The organism is Candidatus Methylomirabilota bacterium, assembly GCA_036002485.1.
Classification (GTDB): domain Bacteria; phylum Methylomirabilota; class Methylomirabilia; order Rokubacteriales; family CSP1-6; genus AR37.
Window position 1 is genome coordinate 40,350 of record DASYTI010000051.1, and the last position, 26,743, is coordinate 67,092.

Annotated in this window: 27 protein-coding genes and 1 pseudogene; 17 read left to right on the forward strand and 11 right to left on the reverse strand. The window is 69.0% G+C overall.

All coding sequences use genetic code 11. From position 1 onward, the window contains the following. Positions 1–4: 4 nt before the first annotated feature. Complete coding sequence (locus VGT00_05740; protein HEV8530897.1) at positions 5–1,042, reverse strand: MoxR family ATPase; 1,038 nt, start codon at positions 1,040–1,042, stop codon at positions 5–7. A 123-nt stretch (positions 1,043–1,165) separates the two neighbouring features. After that, on the reverse strand, positions 1,166–2,200 hold the full coding sequence (locus tag VGT00_05745) for a glycosyltransferase (protein ID HEV8530898.1): 1,035 nt from the start codon (positions 2,198–2,200) through the stop codon (positions 1,166–1,168). A gap of 125 nt (positions 2,201–2,325) precedes the next feature. On the opposite strand from VGT00_05745, the gene VGT00_05750 reads away from it, so the two are divergent. Further along, entirely contained in the window at positions 2,326–2,577 is a 252-nt protein-coding gene (locus tag VGT00_05750) for an anti-sigma factor (protein HEV8530899.1), read from the forward strand. Positions 2,578–2,950: 373 nt separating this feature from the next. Here VGT00_05750 and selD read toward each other — a convergent pair whose 3' ends face one another. The 8 genes and pseudogenes from selD to VGT00_05790 all read right to left on the reverse strand — a co-directional run bounded on the left by selD (position 2,951) and on the right by VGT00_05790 (position 8,352). Further along, a complete protein-coding gene (gene selD / locus VGT00_05755; GenBank protein ID HEV8530900.1) occupies positions 2,951–4,027 on the reverse strand; it encodes a selenide, water dikinase SelD in 1,077 nt (358 codons plus the stop codon). A gap of 37 nt (positions 4,028–4,064) precedes the next feature. Further along, positions 4,065–4,958 carry a selenium metabolism-associated LysR family transcriptional regulator gene (locus VGT00_05760; protein ID HEV8530901.1) on the reverse strand — a complete coding sequence of 298 codons (894 nt, stop codon included), beginning with the start codon at positions 4,956–4,958 and terminating at the stop codon, positions 4,065–4,067. Between the two features lie 319 nt (positions 4,959–5,277). Then, positions 5,278–5,490, reverse strand: a complete 213-nt coding sequence (locus VGT00_05765; GenBank protein ID HEV8530902.1) for a zinc ribbon domain-containing protein — start codon at positions 5,488–5,490, stop codon at positions 5,278–5,280. Positions 5,491–5,533: 43 nt separating this feature from the next. Further along, positions 5,534–5,734, reverse strand: a complete 201-nt coding sequence (locus VGT00_05770) for a ubiquitin-like protein Pup (GenBank protein ID HEV8530903.1) — start codon at positions 5,732–5,734, stop codon at positions 5,534–5,536. A 60-nt stretch (positions 5,735–5,794) separates the two neighbouring features. Beyond that, positions 5,795–5,920: pseudogene (locus VGT00_05775) on the reverse strand (dCTP deaminase). A gap of 85 nt (positions 5,921–6,005) precedes the next feature. Then, on the reverse strand, positions 6,006–6,944 hold the full coding sequence (thrB, locus tag VGT00_05780; GenBank protein HEV8530904.1) for a homoserine kinase: 939 nt from the start codon (positions 6,942–6,944) through the stop codon (positions 6,006–6,008). 144 nt (positions 6,945–7,088) lie between these two features. Beyond that, positions 7,089–7,826 carry a cytochrome c biogenesis protein CcdA gene (locus VGT00_05785; GenBank protein ID HEV8530905.1) on the reverse strand — a complete coding sequence of 246 codons (738 nt, stop codon included), beginning with the start codon at positions 7,824–7,826 and terminating at the stop codon, positions 7,089–7,091. Then, positions 7,819–8,352 (reverse strand): TlpA disulfide reductase family protein, encoded by a 534-nt coding sequence (locus VGT00_05790; GenBank protein ID HEV8530906.1) that lies wholly within the window; start codon positions 8,350–8,352, stop codon positions 7,819–7,821. The genes VGT00_05785 and VGT00_05790 overlap by 8 nt, the downstream gene beginning before the upstream one ends. 85 nt (positions 8,353–8,437) lie before the next feature. Between VGT00_05790 and VGT00_05795 the strand changes: the two genes are divergently transcribed. From VGT00_05795 to VGT00_05870, 16 genes are all read left to right on the forward strand, one after another. Further along, positions 8,438–9,616, forward strand: a complete 1,179-nt coding sequence (locus VGT00_05795) for a four-carbon acid sugar kinase family protein (GenBank protein HEV8530907.1) — start codon at positions 8,438–8,440, stop codon at positions 9,614–9,616. Then, entirely contained in the window at positions 9,616–10,653 is a 1,038-nt protein-coding gene (gene pdxA / locus VGT00_05800) for a 4-hydroxythreonine-4-phosphate dehydrogenase PdxA (protein ID HEV8530908.1), read from the forward strand. Before VGT00_05795 ends, pdxA begins: the two co-directional genes overlap by 1 nt. A gap of 162 nt (positions 10,654–10,815) precedes the next feature. Beyond that, positions 10,816–11,895: an isocitrate/isopropylmalate dehydrogenase family protein gene (locus tag VGT00_05805; protein ID HEV8530909.1), complete on the forward strand. Its 1,080-nt coding sequence runs from the start codon at positions 10,816–10,818 to the stop codon at positions 11,893–11,895. Positions 11,896–11,940: 45 nt separating this feature from the next. Further along, on the forward strand, positions 11,941–13,740 hold the full coding sequence (locus VGT00_05810; protein HEV8530910.1) for a peptide ABC transporter substrate-binding protein: 1,800 nt from the start codon (positions 11,941–11,943) through the stop codon (positions 13,738–13,740). 120 nt (positions 13,741–13,860) lie between these two features. Then, positions 13,861–15,651: a peptide ABC transporter substrate-binding protein gene (locus tag VGT00_05815; GenBank protein HEV8530911.1), complete on the forward strand. Its 1,791-nt coding sequence runs from the start codon at positions 13,861–13,863 to the stop codon at positions 15,649–15,651. A 58-nt stretch (positions 15,652–15,709) separates the two neighbouring features. Then, entirely contained in the window at positions 15,710–16,669 is a 960-nt protein-coding gene (locus tag VGT00_05820; protein HEV8530912.1) for an ABC transporter permease, read from the forward strand. A gap of 5 nt (positions 16,670–16,674) precedes the next feature. Further along, positions 16,675–17,613: an ABC transporter permease gene (locus VGT00_05825; protein ID HEV8530913.1), complete on the forward strand. Its 939-nt coding sequence runs from the start codon at positions 16,675–16,677 to the stop codon at positions 17,611–17,613. Between the two features lie 22 nt (positions 17,614–17,635). Continuing rightward, on the forward strand, positions 17,636–19,078 hold the full coding sequence (locus VGT00_05830; GenBank protein HEV8530914.1) for an amidase: 1,443 nt from the start codon (positions 17,636–17,638) through the stop codon (positions 19,076–19,078). 92 nt (positions 19,079–19,170) lie between these two features. Next, a complete protein-coding gene (locus VGT00_05835) occupies positions 19,171–19,758 on the forward strand; it encodes a Uma2 family endonuclease (GenBank protein HEV8530915.1) in 588 nt (195 codons plus the stop codon). A gap of 215 nt (positions 19,759–19,973) precedes the next feature. Beyond that, the gene (locus tag VGT00_05840; protein HEV8530916.1) at positions 19,974–20,792 is read left to right on the forward strand and encodes an SDR family oxidoreductase; all 819 of its coding nucleotides are present in this window, start codon (positions 19,974–19,976) and stop codon (positions 20,790–20,792) included. Positions 20,793–20,813: 21 nt separating this feature from the next. Beyond that, complete coding sequence (locus VGT00_05845) at positions 20,814–21,584, forward strand: rhomboid family intramembrane serine protease (GenBank protein ID HEV8530917.1); 771 nt, start codon at positions 20,814–20,816, stop codon at positions 21,582–21,584. Between the two features lie 226 nt (positions 21,585–21,810). Continuing rightward, a complete protein-coding gene (locus VGT00_05850; GenBank protein HEV8530918.1) occupies positions 21,811–22,725 on the forward strand; it encodes a DUF4129 domain-containing protein in 915 nt (304 codons plus the stop codon). Beyond that, on the forward strand, positions 22,709–23,167 hold the full coding sequence (locus tag VGT00_05855; protein HEV8530919.1) for a hypothetical protein: 459 nt from the start codon (positions 22,709–22,711) through the stop codon (positions 23,165–23,167). Before VGT00_05850 ends, VGT00_05855 begins: the two co-directional genes overlap by 17 nt. Beyond that, positions 23,164–24,120, forward strand: a complete 957-nt coding sequence (locus VGT00_05860) for a MoxR family ATPase (GenBank protein HEV8530920.1) — start codon at positions 23,164–23,166, stop codon at positions 24,118–24,120. The genes VGT00_05855 and VGT00_05860 overlap by 4 nt, the downstream gene beginning before the upstream one ends. Positions 24,121–24,128: 8 nt before the next feature. Next, on the forward strand, positions 24,129–25,394 hold the full coding sequence (locus VGT00_05865) for a DUF58 domain-containing protein (protein ID HEV8530921.1): 1,266 nt from the start codon (positions 24,129–24,131) through the stop codon (positions 25,392–25,394). Then, positions 25,391–25,915 (forward strand): hypothetical protein, encoded by a 525-nt coding sequence (locus VGT00_05870; GenBank protein HEV8530922.1) that lies wholly within the window; start codon positions 25,391–25,393, stop codon positions 25,913–25,915. The genes VGT00_05865 and VGT00_05870 overlap by 4 nt, the downstream gene beginning before the upstream one ends. Positions 25,916–26,001: 86 nt before the next feature. On the opposite strand, the gene VGT00_05875 is transcribed toward VGT00_05870, so the two are convergent. Beyond that, positions 26,002–26,730: an ABC transporter ATP-binding protein gene (locus VGT00_05875; protein HEV8530923.1), complete on the reverse strand. Its 729-nt coding sequence runs from the start codon at positions 26,728–26,730 to the stop codon at positions 26,002–26,004. Positions 26,731–26,743: the final 13 nt, after the last annotated feature.

The window sequence follows — 26,743 nt, forward strand, 5'->3', positions numbered from 1 at the left end:
CGCGCTAGCGGAGAAACACCTCTTTCTCCGTAGTGCTCAGGTTTTCCGCTGCCTCGATGATCTGGGTGATCAGCTTGTCCACGTCCACGCCCTCGGCTTCGCCCTCGAAGTTGAGGATGATGCGGTGGCGGAGGGCGGGCAGGGCCATGGCGCGCAGGTCCTCGATGCTGACGTTGTAGCGACCGTCGCTCAGTGCGCGCACCTTGGCCCCCAGAACCAGGGCCTGCGCTCCGCGCGGACTGGCCCCGTAGCGGACGAAGCGCCGCGTGGCCTCGGGAGCCCGCTCCCACTGTGGGTGGCTCGCGAGCACGATGGTGGCGGCGAGGTCGCGCACATGCGAGGCGATGGGGACCTCGCGCACGAGCTCGCGGAAGGTCATGACCCGCGGCCCCGTCATGACGCGGGAGATGGCGACCTCCCGCACCTGCGTGGTGCGGTCGATGATCTCCGTCAGATCCTCCAGGGCCGGGTATTGCACGCGCAGCTTGAGGAGGAACCGGTCGAGCTGCGCCTCCGGCAGAGGATACGTCCCCTCCATCTCGATCGGATTCTGGGTGGCCAGGACGAAGAAGGGCAAGGGCAGCGGGTTGGCCGTCCCCGAGACGGTGACCGCGCCTTCCTGCATGCCTTCGAGCAGCGCGGACTGTGTCTTGGGCGTCGCCCGGTTGACCTCATCGGCAAGAAGAATGTGGGCGAAGATCGGGCCTCTCTGGAACTGGAAGTGCTTCCGGCCCGCCTCGTCCTCGATGATCATGTTGGTGCCTATGATGTCGCCGGGCATGAGGTCGGGCGTGAACTGTATGCGCGAGAAGGACAGCTCGAGGCTCTCGGCCAGCGTCTTGATGAGGAGGGTCTTGCCGAGACCGGGGACACCTTCGAGCAGCACGTGCCCGCCGGCGAAGAGCCCGGTGAGCACGTGGTTGATCACGTCGTCATGGCCGACGATGACCTTGCGGACCTCGCTGCGGAGGGCCTGGAATCCGGCGACGAACTCCTGGACCCGCTGTTCCTGACTGGGGGCTGACGTGAGAGACTGCGACATTCGCAACTCCTTTCCCATCTTGGATGGGACAGCGGACCACAGATTCTAGCCATGATAGGGGTGGTTCTCCGATCCGTCAACTGATCGCGTCACGCGGCTGAAGCGCTCCGGTCACATGCCCATTCAGGGAGCAGGCGCCAGCCTGTCGAAAAGTCTGACATAGCCGTCGATCTCGGCCTCCGGACGGAAAACGAGAGCGCGGGTCCGTCCCGCCGCGCCGAGTCGCGCGCGGAGCTCACCATCCTCGAGGAGCCGCTCGGCCTGGGCGGCCAGCTCTGTCGCGTCCGCGAAGAGGAGGCCGGTGACACCGTCTTCGATCAGGGCGCGGTTGCCCTCGATGTCCGAGGCGAGCACCGCGCGTCCGAGGGTGAGCGCCTCGAGCACCGAGTTCGGCATGCCGCCTTCGGAGATCGAGCAGTTGAGCACGATGTCGGCGGCGTGGAGGAGCGCGGGTATGCGCGCATGCGGCACCGCGCCGAGATACCGGCACCAGGGTCGGCTCTCGATCCCGAGGAACAGCTTCCGACCTTCCTCGGCGTCCAGCACCGGCCCGACATAGCGCAGCTCGAAGTCTGAATGGCGCGCCGCCATGGTATCGAGGGGTCCGAGCGGCATGAGGGGACGCTTGACGGGGCGAATGCCGGCCGGGAAAAGGATGACCGGTCCCCTCGCGCGAGGCGGGGCCGGTCCCTCCGACGGTGGGAAGACAACGGCCTGAGGGATCACGACCACTCGCAGGGCCAGCTCGGGCCGCGCGGCCGAGACCCGTGCGGCCACCGAGCCGTGAAACACCGTGAGGGCGGCCGCACCCTCGAGAACGTCGCGCACCGTCGGTCCCCGCTGCGGGTCAGAGATATCGTGATTGGCGTCGGTGCCCGTGAGGGTGACGATCAACGGGAGCCCGAGCGCGCGCGCCACGCGCAGTCCGAGTGGCCCCGCGTGAAATGCGTGAAAGGCGTGCACGAGAGCCGGGCTCCACTGGCGGACTTCGCGCTCGACGGTGGCCGCATCCGTAGCCGAGAGGTCCCAGACCCGCGGCTCGATACCGCGGGCGGACAGTCCGGCGGCGATTCGCTCGACGGTGACGGCATTGCCGCTCGGGGACGGAAAGGCGAACGGGGTCAGCATGGCGACGCGCCCGATGGTGCGCTCGGTCATGGCGCCCAAGCCTACAGGGGGGCTGAGGCCGGGGCAACGCGGGCACGCAACAACCGGAAGCCCCCGGAACGGGGCTGTGGTATGGTTCCCGCCAGTATCGCCTCACGGGGCGAGGGAGGGGCCTGATGGCCGACGCGCAGGACGAGATGGAGTGCCGCGAGTGCATGGATCTCCTCGCGGACTACGTGGACGGCGCTCTCCCCAAGCACCAGGCCGAGCTGCTCGAATGGCATCTCGAAGGCTGCGGCCCCTGCGTCGCCTTCGTGCGCACCTACAAGGGAACGGTCGATGCGGCAAAGCGCCTCAGAGAGACGACCCTGCCCCCCGAGCTGAAAGAGAAGCTGCGAGCGTTCCTGAAGCGCTCAGTCCGTCAATAGTCGTCGGAACTGCCTCAGCCCTCGCCTCGCCGCTGATCAACTCAGCCCTCTCCTCAGGGCTTCGCCCTTCAGCTCGAACTGCCACGCCTGCGGGATTTACTCGGGCCTCTCCTCGCGGCTGTGCGCTCAGCTCGAAGAGCGGGCCACGTCTCAGCTCGAACTCTCTCAGCCCTCGCCTCGCCGTGCTCCTCGCCTGCGGCTCGTCGGCCACGTCTCAGCTCGAACTGCGCGGCCTGCTGTCTCCCGCGAGCGGTCTCTCCAAGTAGTTCACCTGCCCTCGCGAGCGCGAATGTTCCACTTCGAGCGCCGGCTTGGCCGCGCAATCCGTGCGGGGGGAGGCTTCGGAACGGGGGCGGAGCCCCCTCCGAGCTATCTAGCGCACCGCGATACCGATCTCCCCGGTCACTTCACCGATCTCCCAGCAGGGCTCGCCTCGCCGAGCGAATCCGTCGAGGACCAGCGGCACGTCCTCGCGCGCGATGCCGAAGAGCAGCCCCCCCGAGGTCTCGGACTCGTAGAGCAGCCCCGCCTGCGCAATCGAGATGCTGGAAGCCAGCGACAGGCGGCCACGGGCACCGAGGGTGTCCTCGAGATGCTGCCTGTTGCGCTTCATGCCCCCGCTCCACTGCCCCTTCTCGGCGAGGACGAGAGCCCCGGGCAGGAGCGGGATGTCCCGGAACCGGAGCGCAATGCCCGCGCCCGAGGCCTCCACCATTTCCGCCGCGTGGCCCAGGAGGCCGAAGCCCGTGACATCGGTGGCCCCTCTCACACCTGCCTCCCTCACCACCTCGGCGGCGCCCCGGTTGAGTCTGAGCATGCTCTGCACGGCGCCTTCGAGGACGACCGCGTCGCAGGCATCGTTCTTGGCCGCGGTGGCGATGACCCCCGTGCCGAGCGGCTTGGAGAGGAACAGCCGGTGGCCGGGCCGTAGCCCGCCCTTGATCAAGACACGCTTTGGGTGCACGCGGCCGGTTACGCAGAGACCATACTTGGGCTCGGCGTCGACCACGGTGTGACCGCCCGCGATCACGCCTCCCGCCTCGAGGACCTTGTCGGCCCCGCCCTTGAAGACAGCCGCGATCACGGCCTTGGGCATCTCGCGAGGGAAGCCCGCGAGGTTCAGCGCGAAGAGAACCTCGCCCCCCATGGCGTAGACGTCGGACATCGCATTGGCCGCCGCGATAGCTCCGAAAAGATACGGATCGTCGACGATGGGGGCGAAGAAATCCACGGTACTGACCACCGCCACCTCATCGGAGACGCGATAGACGGCGGCATCATCGCTCTTGCCGAGGCCGACCAGGAGGTCCGGATGCGCATGCTCACGCAGGCTCTCGAGCACGTCCCGGAGATCTCCGGGACCCATCTTGGACGCTCAGCCGGCGCAGGCCGCGTAGCTGGTGAGACGGATGGCCTTGCCCGTCTTGGGATCGATGATCTGCGTGTTCATACGCTTGAAAGACGAAGGGGCCGCCGCGGAGGCGACGCTAGACCGACTCGGACTCGACGAAGGCCCGGAAGGCCTCGGCCAGCGGCGAGCGGCTGCGATCGCGATGCGTGGCGATGTAGAACGAGCGCGGGATATGGAGCCCGCGCACGGTGAGCGCCCACACGAGCCCGCTCCGGCACTCGTCCTCGATGGCCCGCCGTGAGAGAATCGACACGCCGACCCCCGCCTTGACGGCCTGCTTGATCGCCTGGGTCGAGCCCATCTCTCCCACCACCCGGAAGGAGGAGAGATCGAGACCCGCCTCGCCGAGGGAGGCCTCGAGCGCCGCGCGCGTGCCCGAGCCCCGCTCGCGCAAGAGCAGCGGCTGGCCGGCGAGCTCGGCGATCTCGACCTGCGTGCGCCCGTGCCAAGGATGCGCCGCCGACACGACGAGCACCATCTCGTCGGGCATCAGCTCGCGATACTCGACGCCCCGATGGCCGAGGCGTCCGCCTACCACGCCCAGCTCCACCTTGCCTTCGGCGATCCAGTCGGCGACCTGGCGGCTGTCACCGATCAGGAGGGTGACCGAGATGTCGGGAAACTTCTCCTTGAACCGACCCAGGAGGGGCGGCAGGACGTATTCACCGGGGATCGTGCTCGCGCCCACGGCCAGCTCGCCGACGAGCTTGCCCTGGAACTGATCCATGGCCTGTCGCGCCTCGCGCTGGAGCTGGAGGATGCGCGTGGCGTGGCTGACCAGGAGCTGGCCCGCGCGCGTCACCTCCGCGCCCCGGCCCAGACGATCGAGCAGTCGCACGCCCAGCTCCTGCTCGAGGGTGCGGATGTGCTCCGACACCGTGGGCTGAGTGAGGAAGAGCGCGTCGGCCGCCTTCGAGAACGACTTGAGCTCGGCGACTTTCACGAAGATCTCGAGCTGTCGCAGGTCCATGGCCGGAGTATAGGCGCGGGTTGCGCCAGTGTCTACTGAGAGTGTGGAAGCGAGCCAGCGGAGCGAGGTGCTCGAGATTGGGTAGGCGGCTCAAAAGGGTCCAGGTGCGAGGCGGCGCCCCGCCGTTCGAGTTGAGCGGCGGCCAGCGGCCGACGCGAGGCGAGGGCTGAGTTAGTCCGCACGCGAGCCGTACTCTCTGTACGTTGAGCGTGCAGCCGAGGGACGTCATATGGTTAGCTAGGTGTGGATAAACTCAGCTGAGCGGTAGGGGTCTCTTCGCGCAAGCGTTCATCGCCGCAGATGGGCCTGTTTCAGCCGCTTAGTGGCAGCCGCACCCGCCGCCGCAACAGCCGCCCCCTGACATGGGGGCGGAACCCGCGGCGGCGGCATTGGTCCGCACGGAGAGAAGCGAGAGGCGGCGCGTGACGCGGGCGCTCTCGCACGAAGGACAGGCGACGGCCGTCGCGCTCGAGGGGACGTACTTCTCGAACTCGCCCTCGCACTGATTGCAGCGATACTCGTAGATCGGCATATGGGTCCGGGTCCCTCGTCCGCTTTCCAGGCTGCCCGCGCGCTTACTGGCCGCCGCGCTGCACGTAGCTCTTCACGAACTCCTCGGCGTTCTCCTCGAGGATATCGTCGATCTCGTCCAGGAGGTTGTCGAGGTCCTCCTTGATCTTCTTGCCCTTCTTGGCGACCTCGGGGTTCGCCCCCGCCGCATCGTCGCCGCCTTCGGGCTTGGTCGGTCTCGTTTCCTTCTTCTTCTGCTCAGCCATGAACGACTCCTCCTGAGCCCGCAAGCGGGCCCGGCGCCGGGGCCTAGATCGTCGGCAGGACTATCCCTGCTGGCCCTGGTACTTCCCCTGCCTGTCCGCATACGCGAATGGCGTGAGGTTCGTGATCATGCCACAGCGGGCGTAGGTGGACTTCCCCCTGCAGATCGTGAGCACGTTGCGGCGGATCCAGCGATCGCTCACCTGTTCACCCTGTTCGATCCGTGACGGTCGACCTTCATGCTCGAATGGTATCGCCCGCGTGGAGAAAGAGTCAAGTCTCGGCCTCCTCACTCACGGTAACAGGCGACGATCCGGCGGGGTTCCAGGTCGCTCCCGCCGTGTCGACGGGCAGAGCAAAGGCCCGGCCCCCTCCCCCGGAGTGACGCAAGGCCAGCTCCATGGCGTGCCCGACGGGCTCGGCGGCGCCTCGAACCGCGGCCAGGAGAGAGGGGCCGGCACCGGAGAGAGCGCAGCCGAGCGCGCCCGCCTCGAGCGCGGCCCGTCGCACCGTCTCCATCCACGGAAAGAGCGGCAGCCGCTGCGGCTGGTGGAGCCTGTCCTCCATGCCGAGGCCGAGAAGGTCCGTCCGCCCCGTGCCGAGCGCGGCCAGGAGCAATCCCATGCGCTGGAGATTGAAGACGGCATCCGCGCGGGAGACCGTCCCTGGCAGGAGCGCGCGCGCCTCGTGGGTCGAGCTCTGCGCCTCCGGCACGAGAACGACCCAGGTGATAGCGGCCGGTACGGGCAACGACACGGCGACCACCTGCTGCCCGGTGGCGCACGAGACCGTGAGCCCGCCCAGGAGGGCCGCGGCGACATTGTCCGGATGGCCTTCGGCCCGGCAGGCGAGCGCCAGCACAGCATCACGGTCGAGGGGGGAGCCCAGCGCCGCATTGGCGGCCACGAGTCCGCCCACCCAGGCGGCGGCGCTCGAGCCGAGTCCCCGCGCCAGGGGGATCCGGTTGACGCAGCGTATGGATGCGCCACGGAATCGGCGACCGGCGGCCTCGTAGGCCATGCGCGCCCCACGTGACACCACATTGTCGGCGCCCGTGTCGAGCCGGCGCGCCCCTTCGCCCTCTATCGAGACGGCGACGCGATCGGCCTCTTCGTAGAGGATCTCGTTGTAGAGGCCGAGGGCCAGACCCAGCACGTCGAAGCCCGGGCCCAAGTTGGCCGAGGTCGCGGGCACGCGCACGTCGATCTTCATGACGACAGCATACCCGCGGGCCGCTGAAAAAGGCCCATCTGCTTCGTTGGCGCCCTCGATCGCACGCTCAACGTATAGAGAGTACGCCTCGCGTGCCACCTTCGGGCGCCGTCTCGCATCTGGACGTTTTTGAGCGGCCGGCCGCTAGAGGCGTTTGAGGAGCCACTCGGGAGTCAGTGAGATGGCCCACGAATTCAGGATGATGTAGTAGTTGGTGGCGACGAGCACGCCCACCACCACGAGCAGGACTCCCGCCGTCCGCTCCACGATCGGAATCAGCGGTCGATACCGCTTGAAGAATCGCAAGAAGCCGCCCAACGCCATGGAGAAGACCAGGAAAGGCACGCCCAGCCCCGCCGAATAGGCCAGAAGCAGCCACACACCCTGGTTCACGGTCTTCTCCGTGCTCGCGAGGGTCAGGATGGAGCCCAGGATGGGCCCGACGCAGGGTGTCCAGCCGATCGCGAAGGTCATGCCCACGGCGAGCGAACCCAGAAAGCCCGCCGGCTTGGTGCGGACCTGGACCTGGCGGGTGCGGTCGAGCACCCCCCACTTGAGGAGCCCCGCGATGTAGAGGCCAAAGAGCGCGATGAGCACGCCGCCCGCGATCCGTATCCAGTCACGGTAGTCGAGGAGGAATTGCCCCGCCGCGCTGAAGGAAGCGCCCAGGCTCACGAAGATGACCGTGAAGCCGGCGATGAAGGCCAGCGAGTGCAGGAGGACCCGAACGCGCTCGGCCACTAGCAGCTCCGAGCTCAGCCGGTCCACCGACATGCCGGTGACGAAGGAGACGTAGGAGGGAAAGAGGGGCAGCACGCACGGCGAGAGGAAGGACACCAGCCCCGCCGAGAACGCGACACCGAAGGTCAGGGGCTCAGCCACGGGGCTTGTCCTGCTCGAGCAAGGAACCGAAGAAGGACACGGCCGACTTGCTGTCCCACTCGCGAGGTCCCAGGGCGAAGGCGTAGAGATTGCCGCTCCGGTCGATGATGAAGGTGGCAGGCACCGCGCGGGCGCCGTAGAGCTGGGCGACCTCCATCTTCGGGTCGAGCCCCACAGGATAGCTGAATCTGGCCTTGTCGATGAACGGCTTGACCACTTTCGCCCCCTGAGCATCCATGCTGAGCGCGACGACGACGAGCCCGTGCTCCTTGTAGCGCCGCCAGAGCCGCTCCATGGCCGGCATCTCTTCCTTGCACGGCGCACACCAGGTCGCCCAGAGATTCAGGAGCACGACCTTGCCGCGGAGCTCCGACAATCGCAGGGTGCCGCCGTCCAGGGAGGAAACCTTGAAGTCCTTGGCCAGTCGCTGGCGACTGGGCGTGATGAGGTCGAGCGCGCGGGCCGGCTCCTGACCAGCCCCGGCGGGGAGTACGGCCAGCAGGATGAAGAGCACAGTCCACGGCACGCGGCGCCCCATGGTGGACCGAGTATACATGTCTGGGGCGCCGGGAATCACGGCCCGCGCTTCTGTGATAGCGTACAGGGACTCCATGCCTGTCACTGTCATCGCCGATGATCTCACCGGTGCCTGCGACGCGGGCGCGCTCTTCGCCGGCCGCGAGGCGGTCCCGGTCTTCCTGGGTACCATCGCGACCGGCCAGGACTGGCCGGCCGCCGCCGTGGACACCGAGAGCCGCGCCCTGGGGCCGGCGGAATCCGCCACGCTCATGCGCCGGACCGCGGCGGGGCTCGCCGAGCGTCTCGCGAACGGGACCGTGTTCAAGAAGATCGACTCGACCTTTCGTGGCCCCATCGCCGCCGAGCTCGATGCCTTGCTCGACTCGATGGGAGCCTCGGCCGCGCTCGTCTGCCCGGCCTTCCCCGCGCAGGGGCGCACGGTGCTCAATGGGATGCTGATGGTGGACGGCGTGCCGGCGCACGAGTCGCCGGTAGGCCTCGATCCCGCCTATCCGGGTCCAACCTCCGATCTCCTCGAAATCCTCAGCCACGGCCTCGCGCATGGGTCTCGGCCCTCGGTTGCCCTCCTTCCTTTAAAGGAGCTCCGCGGCGGGGCCCAGGAGCTCCGGCGGGGGCTCAGGGGGCGACGAGGGCTCATCGTCGCCGATGCCGAGACCGATGCCGATCTCGAGGCTCTCGCGGCGGGCGCTTTCGCGCAAAGATCCTTGCTGCTCGCGGGCTCGGCCGGGCTTGCCCGTGCCGTCTCCGCTGAGCTCGGCTTGACCTCTCGACCTGTCTCTTGTCCCCCTCCAGGGGCGTGGCTCATCCTCGCGGGCAGCCGCCATCCGTCGACCCGTGCCCAGATCGCGGCTCTCGAGACGGCCGGGGTCGCGGGCGCTCGCCTGTCCTCGGCGGGCGAGGTCGATCTGGACCCCGTCATCAACGCGCTGAGACGAGGTGAGCCCGCCTTCATGGCAAGCCCGGACGGGCCCGCGGGAGCTTCCCGGGAGATGGCGGCGACGCTCGCGGGCCTCGCCCTGCGGGCCATGGCCGCGGCGCCGGCCATGATCGCGGTCACGGGTGGCGACACGGCGCATGCGCTCATGCGCGCATGGGGCGCGGCGCGGCTCGAGCTGGTCGGCGCGCCCGCCCGCGGGCTCGCCCTCGGTCGTCTCGTCGCGACCGACGGCTCGACTCTTCCCATCCTGACCAAGGCCGGCGGCTTCGGCTCGCCCGAGCTGTACGTGACCCTCGCGCGAGGCGCTCGGTGATGCCCGTCCGCACACCGCTCATCGGCGTCACCATGGGCGACCCCGCCGGGGTAGGCCCCGAGATCGCGGCCAAGGCCATAGCCACCTCCTCGGTCGCGGCCTCGTGTCGGCCCCTCGTCATCGGCGACCGCTCCGTGATGGAAGCGACGCTGTCGCTGTTGCGCTCGCCGCTTCGGCTCCACGTCGTGACGAAACCGGCCGAATGCCGCTTCGAGCCCGGCGCCCTCGAATGCCTCGACATGCGTAACGTGGACGCGGCGAGCCTGCCGCGAGGGCAGGTCAGCGCCGAGGCGGGTCGGGCCGCCTATGCTTATATCGAGGCCGCGGTGCGCCTCTGCCAGTCGGGAGAGATCGACGGCATGGTGACGGCGCCCGTGAACAAGGAAGGGCTGGCCGCGGCCGGCGTGCAGCACTCGGGGCACACGGAGATCCTGGCGCGCCTGTCCGACACCAAGGACTTCGCCATGCTCCTCATGGGCCGAGAGCTCAAGGTCATCCACGTGACGACGCACGTGGCGCTCCGGCGCGTCCCCGAGCTCTGCACCGAGGAGCGCGTCCTCAAGGTCATTCGCCTGGCCCAGCAGGCCATGAACGGGCTCGGGGTGGCGCGCCCGCGCATCGCGGTGTGCGGGCTGAACCCGCACGCGGGAGAAGACGGGCTCTTCGGCGATGAGGAGAAGCGCGAGATCATTCCGGCCGCCGAGGCGGCACGCCGCGAGGGCTTCGACGTCTACGGTCCCCTGCCCGCCGACACGCTCTTCTCCCGCGCACGCGGCGGCGAGTTCGACATCGTGGTGGCCATGTATCACGACCAGGGCCACGTGCCCGTCAAGACGCTCGGCTTCACCTACGACGAGGCCAAAGGTCAATGGACGGGCCTCTCCGGCGTCAACGTCACCGTGGGGCTGCCCTTCCTGCGCGTCTCCGTCGACCACGGCACCGCCTTCGACCGAGCCTGGAAGGGCATCGCGAATCCCGAGAGCATGCTCGAGGCCATCGACGTCGCCGTCCGCATGCTCGCGGCCAAAGCGTCCTGATGTTCGAGCCGAGACGCTGCCCGTTCTTCGAGCTGAACGACGGCCTCTGGCCGTCGCGAGGCGAGAGCTGGGTCAATCCCGAAGGCGTGGCAGTTCGAGCTGAAGGGCGAAGCCCTGAAGCGAGGGCTGAGTTGATCAGCGGCGAGGCGAGGGCTGAGTAAGATGCCCTGCTACCGGATCGCGCAGATCGGTGGTGACGGCATCGGGCCCGAGGTCGTGCGGGAAGCCGCGCGTGTACTGAAGGCTGGGGAAGACGGCGGTCTGCACTTCTCTTTCGAGGAGGCCGAGGCGGGCGCGGCCCTCTACCGGCGGACCGGCGAGGATCTGCCGCGCGAGACCATAGAGCTATGCCGGCAGACGGACGCGATTCTCTTCGGCGCCGCGGGACTGCCCGACATTCGCCACGCCGACGGCACCGAGCTGGTGCCTCAGATCGCCCTCAGGATGAGCCTCGACCTCTACGCGGGCGTGCGGCCGATCAAGCTCTTTCCCGGCGTGCCGAGCCCGCTCGCCCTGCCCCCGGGGTCGACCATCGACTACGTCATCTTCCGGGAGAACACCGAGGGCCTCTTGGCCTCGCTGGGAGGCGGCTCCAAGGTTGGAGAGGATCTGGCCGTGGACACGCTCGTCATCACCCGCAAGGGCACCGAGCGCATCGTGCGACGTGCCTTCGAGGCCTGCCAGGAACGCGCGGAGCGGAGCGGCGGGTCCCCTGGCAAGGTCACCTGTGTGGACAAGGCCAACGTCTTTCGCTCCTATGCCTTCTTCCGCCAGGTCTTCCAGGAGACGGCGCGCGCCTTTCCCGACGTGCGCACCGACTTCGCCTACATCGACGCCATGGCCATGTACGTCGTGCAGAGGCCATGGCAGTACGACGTCGTCGTGCTCGAGAACATGTTCGGCGACATCCTCTCGGACCTGGGCGCCGCCACCATCGGCGGCCTCGGCATGGCGCCTTCCGGCGACGTGGGTGATCGCTGGGCGCTCTTTCAGCCCTCGCACGGGACGGCGCCCGACATCGCGGGCAAGGGCATCGCGAACCCGACGGCCACCATTCTCTCCGCGGCCATGATGTGCCGCTGGCTCGGGAGCCAGCACAAGGATCCGCTGGCCACCGCCGCCGCCGAGCGCATCGAGGCGGCGGTGGGCAAGGCGCTCCAGGACCCGAAAGCGCGCACCCCGGACATCGGCGGCTCGGCCACGACGCGCGCGGCGAGCGACGCGGTGATCAAGGCCTGCTAGGCGCGAAACGCCGCCCGCCCGAGGCGGCGGCCAGGAGGATATGCGATGGATGAGCAGACGATTCGTGGCCTCATCGAGGACGTAAGGGCCGGACGGTGGAGCCGCCGGAGCTTCGTCCAGGCCATGGTCGGGCTCGGCCTGACCGCCCCCATGGCCGCGCAGATCCTGGCCGGAGCCGGCATCGCCCATGCCCAGCCCAAGATCGCCTCCTTTACTCCCACGCGACGGGGCGGCGGCGGTCCGCTGAAGGTGCTCTGGTGGCAGGCCCCGACGCTCCTCAATCCCCACTTCGCCACCGGGACCAAGGACCTGGACGCCTCCCGTATCTTTTACGAGCCCCTCGCCTCCTTCGACCCCGACGGCAACCTCGTACCCATCCTGGCCCTGGAAGCGCCGACGGTTCAGAACGGCGGCGTCTCCAAGGACGGGCTGAGCGTGACATGGAAGCTCAAGCCGGGCGTGGCCTGGCACGACGGCAGGCCGTTCACGGCCGACGACGTCATCTTCACCTGGGAGTATGCCGCGGATACCGCCACCGCGGCCACGACCATTGGCTCGTATGACGGCATCGAGCGCGTCGAGAAGCTCGGCAGCCATGCGATCAAGATCGTCTTCAAGAAGCCCACGCCATACTGGTCTGACGCCTTCTGCGGCTTCCGGGGCATGATCCTGCCCCGGCATCTCTTCGATGCGTACCGCGGCGCGAAGTCGCGCGAGGCGCCCACCAACCTCAAGCCGGTGGGCACGGGCCCGTACCGCTTCCTGGACTTCAAGCCCGGCGACATCGTGCGCGGAGAGATCAATCCCGCCTACCACGTGCCGAACCGCCCGTACTTCGACACCATCGAGATGAAGGGAGGCGGCGACGCGGTCTCGGCCGCCCGCGCGGTGCTCCAGACGGGCGAGTACGACTACGGGTGGAACATGCAAGTCGAAGACGACATCCTCCAGCGGCTCGAGCAGAGCGGCAAGGGGCGGGTGGAGATCTTCACCACGGGGGGCATCGAGCACATCCAGTGCAACCAGTCCGATCCGTGGCGTGAGGTGGACGGGGAGCGGTCGAGCGCGAAGACCACTCACCCGTTCCTGTCGGACCTCACCGTGCGGCGCGCCCTCAACCTCCTCGTGGACCGGGCCGCCGTCCAGGAGCAGATCTACGGCCGGCAGGGCCGGACGACGGCGAACTTCCTCAACGCGCCCTCGCGCGTCTACTCGAAGAGCACGCGCTGGGAGTTCGACGTGGACAAGGCCAATGCCCTCCTCGAGACCGCCGGCTGGACGCGCGGCGCCGACGGCATCCGCGAGAAGGGTGGTCGCAAGCTTCGGATGGTCTACCAGACCTCCGTCAACGCCCCCCGGCAGAAGACCCAAGCGATCGTCAAGCAGGCCGCGGCCAAGGTCGGCATCGAGATCGAGATCAAGTCCGTGGTGGCGTCTGTGTTCTTCTCCTCTGACGCCGCCAACCCGGACACCTACCCGCACTTCTACGCGGATCTGCAGATGTACAACATCGGCCTGCAGGGCACGGATGCCAGAACCCTGATGAACCTGTACGTCTCCTGGGAGGTGGCGTCGAAGGAGAACAAGTGGCAAGGCCGCAACATCACCCGCTGGCGCAACGAGGAGTACGACCGGCTGTACCGCGCGGCCGACACCGAGCTCGACCCCGTCAAGCGCGCGGCCCTGTTCGTCCGGATGAACGATCTGGTCATCCAGAACGTTGTGGTGATACCGGTCCTCTGGCGCAACGGCGTCTCGGCCGCCGCGGTGAAGCTCCAGGGCATGGAGCTCTCCGGATGGGACTCGCAGCTCTGGCGCCTCTCTCACTGGGTCCGTCAGGCCTAGAGAATCTTGACACTTGCGTGACACCAGATTATAAAGGCGCCACCATTCGGTCACCGCTGACCTGCCCGAGCGAAACATCATGCCGCGGGGCCTTCCCCGCGGACATCACGGAGGCTTCCCATGGACGAGCGTGAGCTACGAGAGCTGATCACCGATGTCAAGGCGGGCCGCCTGAGCCGCCGCGGGTTCGTCCGGACGATGATCGGGCTGGGCCTCACGGCCCCCCTGGCCGCCCAGATGCTGGCCTCGGCCGGGGTGGCCCAGGCCCAGAGCAAGCTCACCTACAAGGCTACCAAGCGCGGCGGCGGGGGCGCGCTCAAGGTGCTGTGGTGGCAGGGCGCGACCCTCCTGAATCCGCATTTCGCGGTGGGCACCAAGGACCAGGACGGCTCGCGCATCTTCTACGAGCCCCTGGCCTCCTGGGATCCCGACGGCAATCTCGTGCCGATCCTCGCCGCCGAGATCCCGAGCGTGCAGAACGGGGGCGTGGCCAAGGACGGCAAGTCGGTGACGTGGAAGCTCAAGAAGGGCGTGCAGTGGCATGACGGCAAGCCCTTCACCGCCGACGACGTGGTCTTCAACTGGGAGTACGCGGCCGATCCTGCCACGGCCTCCGTGACGATCGGAACCTACAAGGACGTCAAGGCCCAGAAGATCGACAGCCACACGGTCAAGGTGACGTTCGAGAAGCCGACCCCGTTCTGGGCCGACGCCTTCGTCGGCGTTCGCGGCATGATCCTCCCCAAGCACCTCTTCGAGGCCTACAAGGGCGGCAAATCCCGGGAGGCGCCCTCAAACCTCAAGCCGATCGGGACCGGGCCGTATCGCTTCGTGGAGTTCAAGCCCAGCGACATGGTCAAGGGCGAGCTCAATCCGGGATATCACATGGCCAACCGCCCCTTCTTCGACACCATCGAGATGAAAGGCGGCGGCGACGCGGTATCGGCGGCCCGGGCCGTCATCCAGACGGGAGAGTTCGACTACGCGTGGAACATGCAGGTCGAGGACGACATCCTCCGGCGCATGGAGCAGGGCGGCAAGGGCCGGGCCGACATCGTGGCCGGGGGCAATATTGAGCACATCCAGCTCAACAACACCGATCCGTGGACGGAGTTGGGCGGCGAGCGCTCCAGCATCAAGACCAAGCACCCCTACCTCACCGACCCAGCGGTGCGACAGGCGCTGAACCTCCTCGTCGACCGCAGCGCCGTCCAGGAGCAGATCTACGGCCGCACCGGCATCTCCACCGCGAACTTCCTCAACCAGCCCGCTCGCTTCGCCTCGAAGAGCACGAAGTGGGAGTTCAACGTCGAGAAGGCCGCCCAGATCCTCGAGGCCGCGGGCTGGAAGAAGGGCTCCGACGGGATCCGGGCCAAGGACGGCAAGAAGCTCAAGGCCGTGTACCAGACCTCGATCAATGCCCCGCGGCAGAAGACCCAAGCGATCGTGAAGCAGGCGGCGACCAGGGCCGGTATCGACCTGGAGCTCAAGTCCGTGACGGCCTCCGTGTACTTCTCCTCGGACGTGGCCAACCCGGACACCTACACGCACTTCTACACCGACATCCAGATGTACACGACCACCATGACCCAGCCGGATCCCGAGCTGTTCATGAACCAGTTCACCTCGTGGGAGGTCGCCTCCAAGGAGAACAAGTGGCAGGGCCGTAACATCACCCGCTGGCGCAACGAGGAGTACGACAAGCTCTACCGCAGCGCGGAGACGGAGCTCGACCCGGTCAAGCGGGCGGCCCTCTTCATCAGGATGAACGAGCTGGTCATCCAGAACGTCGTGGTCATCCCCGTGGTCTTCCGCCCGCGGGTGGCCGCCATCGCCAACACCATGCGCGTCGAGCAGAGCGGCTGGGACTCCGACTTCTGGAACCTTCACAACTGGTACCGCGAGGCCTAGACAGGCATGGGGGGACCGGGGCCGCGAGCCCGGTCCCCCACCCCCGTCGCCACGACCGATGTCCAAGTACCTGCTGCGGCGTATCCTGATCTCGATTCTCGCGCTCCTCGGCATCAGCCTGGTCCTCTTCACCGTGCTGGCCCTGGCCCCGGGGGATCCGTTCGAGGAGCTCGCGACCAATCCCAACGTGCCCGCCGAGGTGCGCGCCAACCTCCGCACCCAGTTTGGCCTCGACGACCCCGTCGCCGTGCGCTACGTCCGCTGGGTCAAGTCCATGCTCAAGGGCGACTGGGGCTTTTCCTTCGTGAGCCGGGTCAATGTCTCCACCCTCATCATGCAGCGACTGCCCACCACGCTCTTCGTGCTGGGGACGGCGCAGCTTCTGGCCCTCCTCGTGGCGCTGCCCGTCGGTGTCCTTTCCGCCGTGCGCCCCTACTCCTTGTTCGACCAGATCGCCACGACCTTCGCCTTCATCGGCTTCTCGCTGCCCACGTTCTTCACCGGCCTCCTCTTCATCCTCTTCTTCAGCATTTACCTCAACTGGCTGCCCTTCATCTATCGCGCGGACATCAGCGCCACGGGCTGGCGATGGGCCTGGGAAATGGCGCGCCAGGCCATCATGCCCATCGCCGTCCTCGGGCTCTTCCAGGGCGCCGCCATGACGCGCTACGTGCGCTCGGCCGTGCTCGACGTGATCCGCCTCGACTACGTCAACACCGCGCGCTCCAAGGGGCTGTCCGAGGGTGTGACCATCGTCAAGCACGTGGTCCGGAACGCCCTCATCCCGGTGGTGACCCTGGTGGCCCTCCAGATCCCCGGCATCTTCACGGGCGCCGTCATCACCGAGCAGATCTTCCGCGTGCCCGGCATCGGCTCGCTGCTCATCAGCGCCATCCTCTCCAACGACACGCCGGTGATCATGGCCATCACCTTCGTGTTTTCGGCGCTCGTCGTCCTCTTCAACCTGATCGCGGACCTGGTCTACGGCTGGCTGGATCCGCGGATCTCGATCCGCTAACCACCATGGCGAACGGGACGGCGTCGCCCGCGGTTCTGACCAGAGCGCAGGTCGTGGGCAGGCGCCCGGCCGAGTCGCTCACCGCCGAGGCGTGGCGGCGGTTCCGCCGGCATCGCCTCGCGAGCTTCGGGGCCGTCATGCTCGGGATCATGGTCCTCGCCGTGCTGCTCGGGCCGGTGATCTACCGGGTGCCCATCAACGAGATCGACTTCAAGGCCAAGCTCAAGACGCCCTCGTGGGCGCACCCCATGGGCACGGACGACCTGGGACAGGACGTGCTGGCGCGCATGCTCTATGGCGGACGGATCTCGCTCGCCGTCGGCGTGGCGGCCATGCTGATCGCCATCACCGTCGGCACCGCGGTGGGCGCCGTGTCGGGTCAGGCGGGTGGCGTGGTCGACCATGGGCTCATGCGCGTCACGGACCTCTTCCTGGCCCTGCCCCAGCTCCCGCTCCTGCTCCTCATCATCTACCTCTTCCGCGACGCCTTGAAGAAGGTCCTGGGTCCCGAGGCGGGGATCTTCGTCATGGTCGTGGTCGTCATCGGGGGATTGCGCTGGATGCCGGTGGCGCGCCTCGTCCGCGCTCAGTTCCTCTCCCTGCGCGAGAAGGAGTTCGTGGAGGCGGCCCGGAGCCTGGGGGCCCCGCCGCTCCGCCAGGTCATCCGCCACATCCTGCCCAACGCCCTCGGTCCCGTCATCGTGGCGGGCTCGCTCGACGTGGCCGCGGCCATTCTGTTTGAGTCCACCCTGTCCTTCCTGGGCCTGGGCTTCCCGCCGGACATTCCGACCTGGGGCCGCATCCTCTTCGACGCCAAGGACAATCTCGACTTCGCCCCGCACTGGGCGATCTTCCCGGGCACGGCGATCTTCCTCACCGTGCTCAGCATCAACTACCTGGGCGACGGCCTCCGCGACGCCCTCGATCCCCGAAAAGTTCTCTAGCCCTCACCGACGAGGAGTGGCCGTGCCCGACCGCGATCTCTGCTTCGCGCCTGTCACGGAGCTTCGGCGCCTTTACCGGGCCGGCAAGACCTCGCCCCTCGAGGTGATGCAGGCCGTGCTCGCGCGCGTCGATGCCGTCAACCCGCGGCTCAACGCCATCGTGACGCTGACGCGAGAGTCCGCCCTCCGGGAGGCCAAGGCCGCCACGGCCGCCCTCAAGAAGAAGGGCCGCGCCCTTGGTGCGCTTCACGGCGTGCCGGTGACCATCAAGGACCTGACGCAGACCAAGGGCGTGCGCACAACCTGGGGCTCCAAGGTCTTCGAGCACCACGTGCCCACGGAGGACTCGCTCATCGTCGAGCGGCTCAAGTCGGCGGGGGCCATCGTCATCGGCAAGACCAATACGCCCGAGTTCGGCGCGGGCGGCAACACGTTCAATACGATCTTCGGCCCCACGCGAAACCCGTGGAATCCCGCCCTGACTTGCGGCGGCTCGAGCGGGGGCGCGGCCGTGGCCCTGGCCACCGGCATGGGGCCCATCGCCCAGGGCTCGGATACGGGCGGGTCACTACGAACGCCGGCCGCCTTCTGCGGCGTCGTCGGCTTCAGGACGACCCCGGGGTTGGTGCCTTACTATCCGAAGCTCCTCGGCTGGGACTCGATCGGCGTCACGGGACCCATGGCGCGGACCGTCGCCGACACCGCGCTCATGCTCTCCGTGGTGGCGGGGCCCGATGACCGCGCCCCGCTCTCCTATGACGTGGACACGGCCGCCTTCACCCGCGCGGTGCGATCGCCCTCGATCAAGGGCTGGCGCGTGGCGTGGACGCCTGATCTGAACGGCCTCATCCCCGTGGACGGCGAGGTCGCCCGCGTGGCGGAGACGGCGACGCGCGTCTTCCGCTCGCTGGGCGCCAAGGTCGAGTCGGCCTGCTGCGATTTCCGCGAGGTCAACGACATCGTGCTGGGCACGCGCGGGCTGTCCATGGTGGCCAACCACGCCGACAAGCTCGCGCAGTGGAAAGAGCAGATGCAGAAGGGACTGGTCTGGAACATCGAGCAGGGTCTCAAGCTCTCCCCGGAGGAGATCGGGCGGGCCGAGGCGCTGCGCACCTCGCTCTGGCAGCGCGTACGGACCTTCATGGAGACGCGGGAGCTGCTCATCCTGCCCACGGTGGCCGTGCCGCCCTTCCCCGTCGAGCTGCCCTACCCGACGCAGATCAACGGCAAGCCGCTCGACAACTACACGCAGTGGTTCTTTCTCACCTATGGCATCACGGTGACCGGACTTCCCGTCATCTCCGTTCCCTGCGGCTTCACCGCGAGCGGGCTGCCCGTGGGACTGCAGATCGTGGGGCGGCGGCGACAGGAGACCATGGTGCTGCGGGCCGCCGCGGCCTTCGAGGCGGCCGCGCCGTGGGCGGACAAGATCCCTCCCGTCGTGACGGAGCGTGAGCGTCGATAACATAAGGCCCCCACCGAGGTTGGGCTAGTCGGCCACGTCGGCTCCGACGTGTTCTTTGGTGGACATTGACCGGTGGGGATGGCGTGACTAGCATGGATTCGATGACGACGTATCCCGTCCGAAACCGACACTGGACCCGGAGCGAGTATGACCAGCTGATCAGAATCGGTTTCTTCTTCGGCGACGAGCCCATCGAGCTGCTGGGCGGTCAGCTCATCGTCGCCGAGCCGAAGGGTAGCCAACACCAGACGGCCATCGGCCTCACCGCCGAGGCGTTGCGCCTCGCCTTCGGTCTGGGCTGGATCGTGCGTGTACAGGGCCCCGTGGCGCTGGACGACGAGTCCGAGCCAGAGCCCGACATCGCGGTCGTCCCCGGGGGACATCGCGACTATCTCGCCGAGCACCCGGCGCGGCCGGCCCTGCTCATCGAGGTGGCCGAGTCGAGCCTGGCCTTCGACCGGCGTCACAAGGGCAGCCTCTACGCCCGCGCGGGTGTGGCGGACTACTGGATCGTGAACCTCGTGGACGAGGCCCTCGAGGTCTATCGCCAGCCCGCGGTCGATCGGTCCGCGGAGTTCGGCTGGCGCTACCTCGACGTCCAGATCTTCCGCGTGGCCGCCACCGTCTCGCCGCTCTCCCGGCCCGACGTCACCGTGGCCGTGGCCGACCTGCTGCCGTAGCGCCTCGCCGGCTCCGCTACTTTGCCCGCTTGAAGGTCACCTCGCGAGTTAGGCGCTGGGGTCAGGTCTCACAATGCGACATCGCGGTCAAAGCGGAGAGATCCTCGAGGCCGGTGTAACATCCATGCGGTCATGCCGTCTTCCGCGGGGTGACGGTCAACCGCGGGGTGTCGGAGTCGAGCAGGCTTCACCCACACAGTCTGGGAGGTCAGGCCATGGACCTGGGGCTCCAAGGAAAACACGCGATCGTGACCGGGGGCAGCCTGGGCATCGGGAAAGCCATTGCCCGGGAGCTGGCCCGCGAAGGCGTGGACGTCGCGATCGTGGCGCGCAGCAAGGAGCCGCTCGAAGCGACGGCGCGAGAGCTGTCCGCCGAGACCGGGCGGCGCATCATCCCGCTGGTGGCCGACGTCACCAGCAAGGAGCAGGTGGACGGGATGGTGGCCCAGGCGGCCGCCCAGCTGGGCGGGTTGCACATCCTGGTGAACAGCGGATCTCCCCCGGGGGGCTCGGCCACCGCCACCGGCCCCATCGAAACGGTGGTCGACGAGGATCTGCTGCACGACTTCAATGTGAAGTACGTGGGGGCGCTGCGCTGCGCCCGCGCCGCCATCCCCCACCTGAAGGAGCAGGGGTGGGGCCGCATCATCAACATCAGCGGGACCAATGCCCGCAACGCCGGGAACCTCAGCGGCGGGGCCCGCAACACCTCCCTCGTACACTTCACCAAGACCCTGGCCGTGCAGCTGGGGCGCTTCGGGATCACGGTCAACTGCATCCACCCTGGCACGACGCGCACGGAGCGCACCCCGCGCCTGTTGGCGGCCCGGGCCGCCGAGCTGCGCATCGCCCCCGAGGAAGTCGAGCAACGCGATTTCGCCCACGATTCCCCACGGGGCAACGCCATCGGCCGCATGGTGGACGCGGCGGAGATCGCCTACGTCACGGCCTTCCTGGCCTCGGACAAGGCGTGGGCAGTTACCGGTGAGCTGGTCGTGGCGACGGGTGGGGCCGGCCGAGCCGTATATTATTGAGGACGCGCGAACGGTACCGACATGTTCCCGTACCATGACGAGAACCAGACGCAGCGGACGGCCTTCGTCACCCTGCTGATCATCGGCCTGAACGTCGTGGTCTGGCTCCTGGTCCAAGGCGCCGGCTCCATGCTTTCGGTGGCGCGGTCGGTCTGCGATCTCGGGCTGATTCCCGGCGAGCTCACCGGGATGGTGCCGCCGGGCACGCGCTTTCCCATGGGCGAGGGCCTCGTGTGCCTGACCGACCCCGGCCGGCAGGTCTCGCACGTCGTCACCTCGATGTTCCTGCACGGCTCCTGGATGCACCTGCTGGGCAACATGTGGTTCCTCTGGCTTTTCGGGAACAACATCGAGGACTCCATGGGGCACGGGCGCTTCGTCGTGTTCTACCTGCTCTCCGGGGTCGCGGCCTCCCTGCTGCAGGTGGCCCTCAGCCCGGCATCGCCGATCCCGATGGTCGGGGCCTCGGGCGCCATCAGCGGGGTGATGGGCGCCTACCTCGTCCTGTACCCGCGCGTGCGCGTGTACACGTTGGTGCCCCTCGGGTTCTTCATCACGTCGCTCGCCCTGCCCGCCTGGACCATGCTGCTGTATTGGATGGCCCTCCAGCTCCTGGGCGGGTTCACGGGGTTCTTGACCGAGGCGCGCGGCGGCGTGGCCTTCTGGGCCCACGTCGGGGGATTCGTGGCGGGCGCGGTGCTCGTGAAGCTGTTTGCCCGCCCCGCGGACGTGGAGGCCCACCGGAACGACGATTGGCGTCCGCGGCGGGTGGCCGGCGGCCGAGGCGCCTGAGCGCGCCCTTCGCCCTCTTCAGCGAGGACAGCGAAGCAACTCCTCCGCCTCCCCGGCCAGCTCGCGGACGACTTCCCGCGGAACGTTCGTCTGTCTGAAAACGAGTGGCCCCAACAGCGAATCGGCGAAGGGCCGGATTATATGCCGGCTAACAGCGGTACGTCGATACCGCAAGGGTCGCCGGCACGGGCGCCCCGACCTCTTGCGCTTCCCCCCGGGAGGCGTCATGGTGTCGTCCGTGGCGCCTCTATTCACCGGGGTCTCCCTCGCGGCGTGCTTCGTGATCGGCCTCGCGGCCGCCATCCGGATGGCCGGTCCGATCGTCGGCCTGGACCACGCCACCGGAGTCATCCGCCTGCCCACAGAGGTGACGGCGACCATCGTCAGTCTCTTCGCCCTCGCCGCCATCGTCTTCGTCGCGCATGTGCTGCGGCGCGCGTGGTCCCGACGGCACGCGGAGGACGCCGAGGCCGCGGGGACCTTCGAGCCGCTCCGCATCCCGGCGTGGCTGCGCGCGGTCAGACAGTTCCTCGCTTTCCTTTACTTCGTGGCCCTCGCCTACGCGCTGTCGCGAAGCGGGATATCCCTGGACGGCATCATGGCGCTCGCGGGGGGTGCCGGGGCGGCGGTCGGCTCCGCGGCCTCCGGCCCGGCCGCCGAGAGCGCTCCCCCGCTCGTCACCTGGAGCTTCGGCATCCTCGCGCTCGGGGCGGGTCTCGGGGCCCTCGGCCTGGCCATGTGGGTCGCCCTCGGCGCCCGCCTGGCCCAGTGGCGCGCGGACGGCGACGGCGGGACCATGCCGGCACCCCTCGGCACCGCCGTGGACGACAGCGCGGAGGATCTACGCTCCGACCCGGACGCGCGCCGCGCCATCGTCCGCTGCTACGTCAGGTTCGAGCGCGCGGCCGCCGACTCGGGAGTCGAGCGCAAAGCGTGGTCGACGCCGATGGAGTTCATGCGCGAGGCGCTCCGCCGCCTGCCCGTCCCGCGCACCGCGGTGCCCACGCTCACGGGGCTGTTCGAGCTGGCCAGGTTCAGCCAGCACCCTCTCGGGCCGACCGAGCGGGACCAGGCCCTGGAGGCCCTGGACGAGATCAGGACGGCGATCAGGGTGACCGACGGCGATGCCGGCGCGCGCTGAGCGGTCGCGGCGTCGCCTCGCCGGCCGCGCGATCGTCGCCGCCCTCGTCGTCCTCGCGGCCATGCCCGCCTACCTCGCGCTCTCGCCGCCGTGGCAGCCCGTGGCCGTCCGTCTGTCCTGCGCGGCGATCGTGGCCGCGGGGTGCCTCCGCGTGCTGCGCCTGGCGCGGGGTGCCATGGAGCCCGAGCCCCTCTCTCCTCTCGACACGCCGCCCCCGCCCGCCGCCGTCCCCGAGCTGGATGCGCGCTTCCTCGCGCTCCGCGACGACGTGATCCACGGCACCCGGAGCCGGCGGTACTTCGACAGGATCCTCTGGCCGCGGCTCTCCGGGCTCGCCGGCACGGATCTCCCCCGGCCCGCCGAGGGGCGGGACTACCGCCGGCGTGGACCCTCGATGAGCACCCTCGCGCGCCTCGTCACCGAGATCGAGAGAGGCGCGTGAAGCTCGACGCCGTGGCCGACCGCTGCCAGGAGGTCCTCGCCGCCCTCGGCCAGGTGATCGTCGGCAAGACGGACGTGCTCCAGCAGGTCCTGGCCGGTCTCCTCGCCAACGGCCACATCCTCATCGAGGATTACCCCGGCCTGGCCAAGACGCTCATCGCCCGGCTCGTCGCCCAGACGCTCGATCTCGGCTTCAAGCGCATCCAGTTCACGCCCGATCTATTGCCCAGCGACATCACGGGTAGCTTCCTCTTCGACCAGCGCGAGGCGCGCTTCGAGTTCCGCCGGGGTCCGATCTTCACCAACCTGCTCCTCGCCGACGAGATCAACCGGGCCACGCCCAAGACGCAGAGCGCGCTGCTGGAGGCGATGCAGGAGTCGCAGGTCACCGTGGAAGGCGAGCGCTTCCCCCTCGAGCCACCATTCCTCGTGATCGCCACCCAGAACCCCATCGAGCTGGAAGGCACGTATGCGCTGCCCGAAGCCCAGCTCGACCGCTTCCTGATGCGCCTGGCCGTGGGCTACCCGGATCCCGAGGAGGAAGTGGAGATCCTCGCCCGGCGCCGGCGCCGGCGGGAAGATCCTGTGAGCGTCGCCCCGGTGATCTCGCGCGCGGACTTGCTCGCCATGCAGGAGAGCCTGGAGGACGTCCACGTGGCGGGGGTAACCGAGCGTTACATCGTGGACCTCGTGCAGGCCACGCGCACCGACCATCGCGTGGCCCTCGGCGCCTCGCCGCGGGGGACGCTCGCCCTCCTCAAGCTCGCCCGGGCCCTCGCGGCCCTGCAGCGCCGCGACTTCGTGCTCCCCGACGACGTGAAGGCCATGGCCGTGCCCGCCCTCGCGCACCGGCTCGTGCTCAAGCCCGAGCTGTGGGCGGCGCGGGTCTCGGCGGCGCAGGTGGTGCAGGGCCTGCTCACCCAGGTGCCGGCGCCCGGCCCGGACGTCCGATGACGGGCCGGGTGACGCCACTCGGCCTCTCCGTCCTCGCGGTGGCCGGGTGCGCGCTCTCCCTTGCCGTGCTCTCCGGGCGCCCGGAGCTGTTCGTGGCCGCCCTCCCGCTGCTCCTCGCCCTCGTCCCCCTCGCCCACCGCGGCCCCGCCCTCGATCATCGGATCGCCCACGAGGTCTCGCGCGCGCGCGTCTTGGAAGGCGAGAGCGTGACGGTGACGGTCACGGTCCAGGCACGGCTGCCCATCGCGCTCCTCGAGCTCCTGGGCCCGCTTCCCGCGGGCAGCGTCGTCGTGTCGGGGCGTCACCACGCGGCCATGACCCTGGGCGCCGGCCAGACGGGCCGGTGGAGCTACGAGGTCCGCTTCGAGGGCCGCGGCGTGCACGACATGGGCACGATCGCCGTGCGGGTGCGGGATCGCTTCGGTGTGCGCACCTGGGAGCAGCGTCATGTCGATCCGAAGCCCGTGCGCGTCTATCCGCGCATCGCGCCGCTCCGGAGTCTTCCCCGTCCCGCCCACGCGCGGGCATCGGTCGGCGACTACGTCTCGTCCGCCCTCGGCGAAGGCATCGAGCCCGGCGAGATCCGGCAGTTCGCCCCCGGCGACCGGATCAAACAGGTGAACTGGCGCGCCTCGCTGCGGCTGGGGAAGCTCTATGTCACCCAGCATCAGCGCGAGCGCAATGCCGACGTCGTCCTCATGCTCGACACCCTGGCCGAGGTGGGTCGGGCGCCTGAGACCACCCTCGACTGGAGCGTTCGGGCCGGGGCCTCGCTGGCCACCGCGTATCTGGCGCGAAAGGATCGCGTCGGCCTCATCAACTACGGCGGGCTGATCCACTGGGTCAAGCCTGGGTCGGGGCGAGCGCAATACGAGCGGCTCGCCGACGCCCTGGCGCGGGCCGAGGTCGTCTTCACCTACGTCGCGAAGGATCTCGCCGTGGTGCCGCCGCGGGTGCTGCCTCCCCAGGCCGTCGTCATCGCGCTCACGCCGCTGCTCGACCCGCGCTTCACCCGGGCCGCTCTCGACCTGGCGGCCCGCGGCTTCGACCTCGTCGTGCTTGTCGTCTCCCCGGTCGAGGTCACACGCAGGACGCTCGCGCCGTCGCCGACCATCGACCTCGCCTGCCGACTCTGGACGCTCGAGCGCCGCGCGCGGCTCGCCGAGCTCCACCGGCAGGGTGTGGCCGTCCTCGAGTGGTCTCCACCGGAGCCGCTCGAGCTGGCGCTGGCCGCGGCCCGACGCCGACGACCTCGCCTCGTGGCCGCGGGATGATCCGCCTTCTCGGCGCCGCTGTCGCCGTCGTCCTGTCGGCCGCGCCGGTCCTGATCATGCCGGTACAGGCCGTGGCCGTGATCGCGCTCGTGGGACTGCTCCTGGCCACGGTGGGAGTCGCCGCGTTCTGGCGGTGGCCGGTCACGGCCGCGGCCTGCGTCTTCCTGGCCGACTACGCGGCGGCGCTCTGGGGGGCGGCCGGGCCCGTGAACGTCGCCGGCGCCGCGGGATTCGGCCTCGCGCTCCTGTTCATGCTCGAGTCGGCGGACCTGGCCCGCCGCGTTCGCCGGGCCGCCGTCGACGGCGCGGTCATCCGCTCGCATCTCGGCCGCTGGAGCGGCTTCGGCGCCGCCACGCTGGGGTCGGCCGCCCTCGCCGTGGCGCTGGCGAGCGCCCTCGCCACGCCCATACCAGCCGCCATCGCCCCCCTCCTCGCGGCCGGCGGCGCCCTCGGTGTCATCACGACCATCGCCGTCATCATCACGCGCGTCACCTTGAACCGTCGCTCGGCAGGTCGCTGACCTCGGCACGCCGATAGAGCGCCACGGGTGGGCAACCCGGACCTCGAGGGACCGCGCGCGGCGCCGGCGGGAGATCCCGACGGAGATCAGAGCGCGAGGTCGCCCAGGAAGATGCGCCTGACCTCCGCGGACTGGAGCAGCTCCCCCGATGGTCCGCTCAGGATGGTCCGGCCCGATTCCAGGACATAACCACGGTCGGCGAGCCGCAGGGCCAGCTCCACGTTCTGCTCGATGAAGACGATGGTGATGCCCTGCTCGTCCCGGATGCGCCGCATGAGCCCGGCGATCTGCTGTACCACCAGGGGGGCCAGGCCCAGGAAGGGCTCGTCGATCATGAGCAGGCGGGGCCGGGCCATGAGCCCGCGCGCGATGGCGACCATCTGCTGCTCGCCGCCCGACAGGGTGTGCGCGAGCTGCCCCTGCCGGTCGGCGATGACGGGAAACAAGCGCTGGACGCGCGTCAGGGTCTCCTCGCGATATGGGCGGGCGGCCGGGTTGTGGGCGCCCAGCACCACGTTGTCGAGCACGGTGAGAAATGGAAACAGGCGCCGGCGCTCCAGCACGTGCGCCAGGCCCTCGCCCGCGGTGCGGTGGGCGGGCAGGCCGTCGATGCGGGTGCCTCCGAAGGTGATGCGACCGGCGCGCGGCGTGATCAGCCCGGAGATGGTGTTCATCAGCGTGGACTTGCCCGCGCCGTTCGGCCCGAGCACGGCCACGATCTCGCCGTCGCCCACGTGCATGGCGGCCTGCCAGAGCACCTGGAAGTCGCCGTAGGCGACGTCGAGGCCTTCTACCGTTAACAGCGGCGTCAGCAGTGGAGCCGGCGGC

Coding starts and splice junctions, on each gene's coding strand:
- VGT00_05740 (HEV8530897.1), bottom strand. CDS start 1,042: ATGTCGCAGTCTCTCACGTCAGCCCCCAGTCAGGAACAGCGGGTCCAG.
- VGT00_05745 (HEV8530898.1), bottom strand. CDS start 2,200: ATGACCGAGCGCACCATCGGGCGCGTCGCCATGCTGACCCCGTTCGCC.
- VGT00_05750 (HEV8530899.1), top strand. CDS start 2,326: ATGGCCGACGCGCAGGACGAGATGGAGTGCCGCGAGTGCATGGATCTC.
- VGT00_05760 (HEV8530901.1), bottom strand. CDS start 4,958: ATGGACCTGCGACAGCTCGAGATCTTCGTGAAAGTCGCCGAGCTCAAG.
- VGT00_05765 (HEV8530902.1), bottom strand. CDS start 5,490: ATGCCGATCTACGAGTATCGCTGCAATCAGTGCGAGGGCGAGTTCGAG.
- VGT00_05770 (HEV8530903.1), bottom strand. CDS start 5,734: ATGGCTGAGCAGAAGAAGAAGGAAACGAGACCGACCAAGCCCGAAGGC.
- thrB (HEV8530904.1), bottom strand. CDS start 6,944: ATGAAGATCGACGTGCGCGTGCCCGCGACCTCGGCCAACTTGGGCCCG.
- VGT00_05795 (HEV8530907.1), top strand. CDS start 8,438: ATGCCTGTCACTGTCATCGCCGATGATCTCACCGGTGCCTGCGACGCG.
- pdxA (HEV8530908.1), top strand. CDS start 9,616: ATGCCCGTCCGCACACCGCTCATCGGCGTCACCATGGGCGACCCCGCC.
- VGT00_05805 (HEV8530909.1), top strand. CDS start 10,816: ATGCCCTGCTACCGGATCGCGCAGATCGGTGGTGACGGCATCGGGCCC.
- VGT00_05810 (HEV8530910.1), top strand. CDS start 11,941: ATGGATGAGCAGACGATTCGTGGCCTCATCGAGGACGTAAGGGCCGGA.
- VGT00_05815 (HEV8530911.1), top strand. CDS start 13,861: ATGGACGAGCGTGAGCTACGAGAGCTGATCACCGATGTCAAGGCGGGC.
- VGT00_05820 (HEV8530912.1), top strand. CDS start 15,710: ATGTCCAAGTACCTGCTGCGGCGTATCCTGATCTCGATTCTCGCGCTC.
- VGT00_05825 (HEV8530913.1), top strand. CDS start 16,675: ATGGCGAACGGGACGGCGTCGCCCGCGGTTCTGACCAGAGCGCAGGTC.
- VGT00_05835 (HEV8530915.1), top strand. CDS start 19,171: ATGGATTCGATGACGACGTATCCCGTCCGAAACCGACACTGGACCCGG.
- VGT00_05840 (HEV8530916.1), top strand. CDS start 19,974: ATGGACCTGGGGCTCCAAGGAAAACACGCGATCGTGACCGGGGGCAGC.
- VGT00_05845 (HEV8530917.1), top strand. CDS start 20,814: ATGTTCCCGTACCATGACGAGAACCAGACGCAGCGGACGGCCTTCGTC.
- VGT00_05850 (HEV8530918.1), top strand. CDS start 21,811: ATGGTGTCGTCCGTGGCGCCTCTATTCACCGGGGTCTCCCTCGCGGCG.
- VGT00_05855 (HEV8530919.1), top strand. CDS start 22,709: ATGCCGGCGCGCGCTGAGCGGTCGCGGCGTCGCCTCGCCGGCCGCGCG.
- VGT00_05870 (HEV8530922.1), top strand. CDS start 25,391: ATGATCCGCCTTCTCGGCGCCGCTGTCGCCGTCGTCCTGTCGGCCGCG.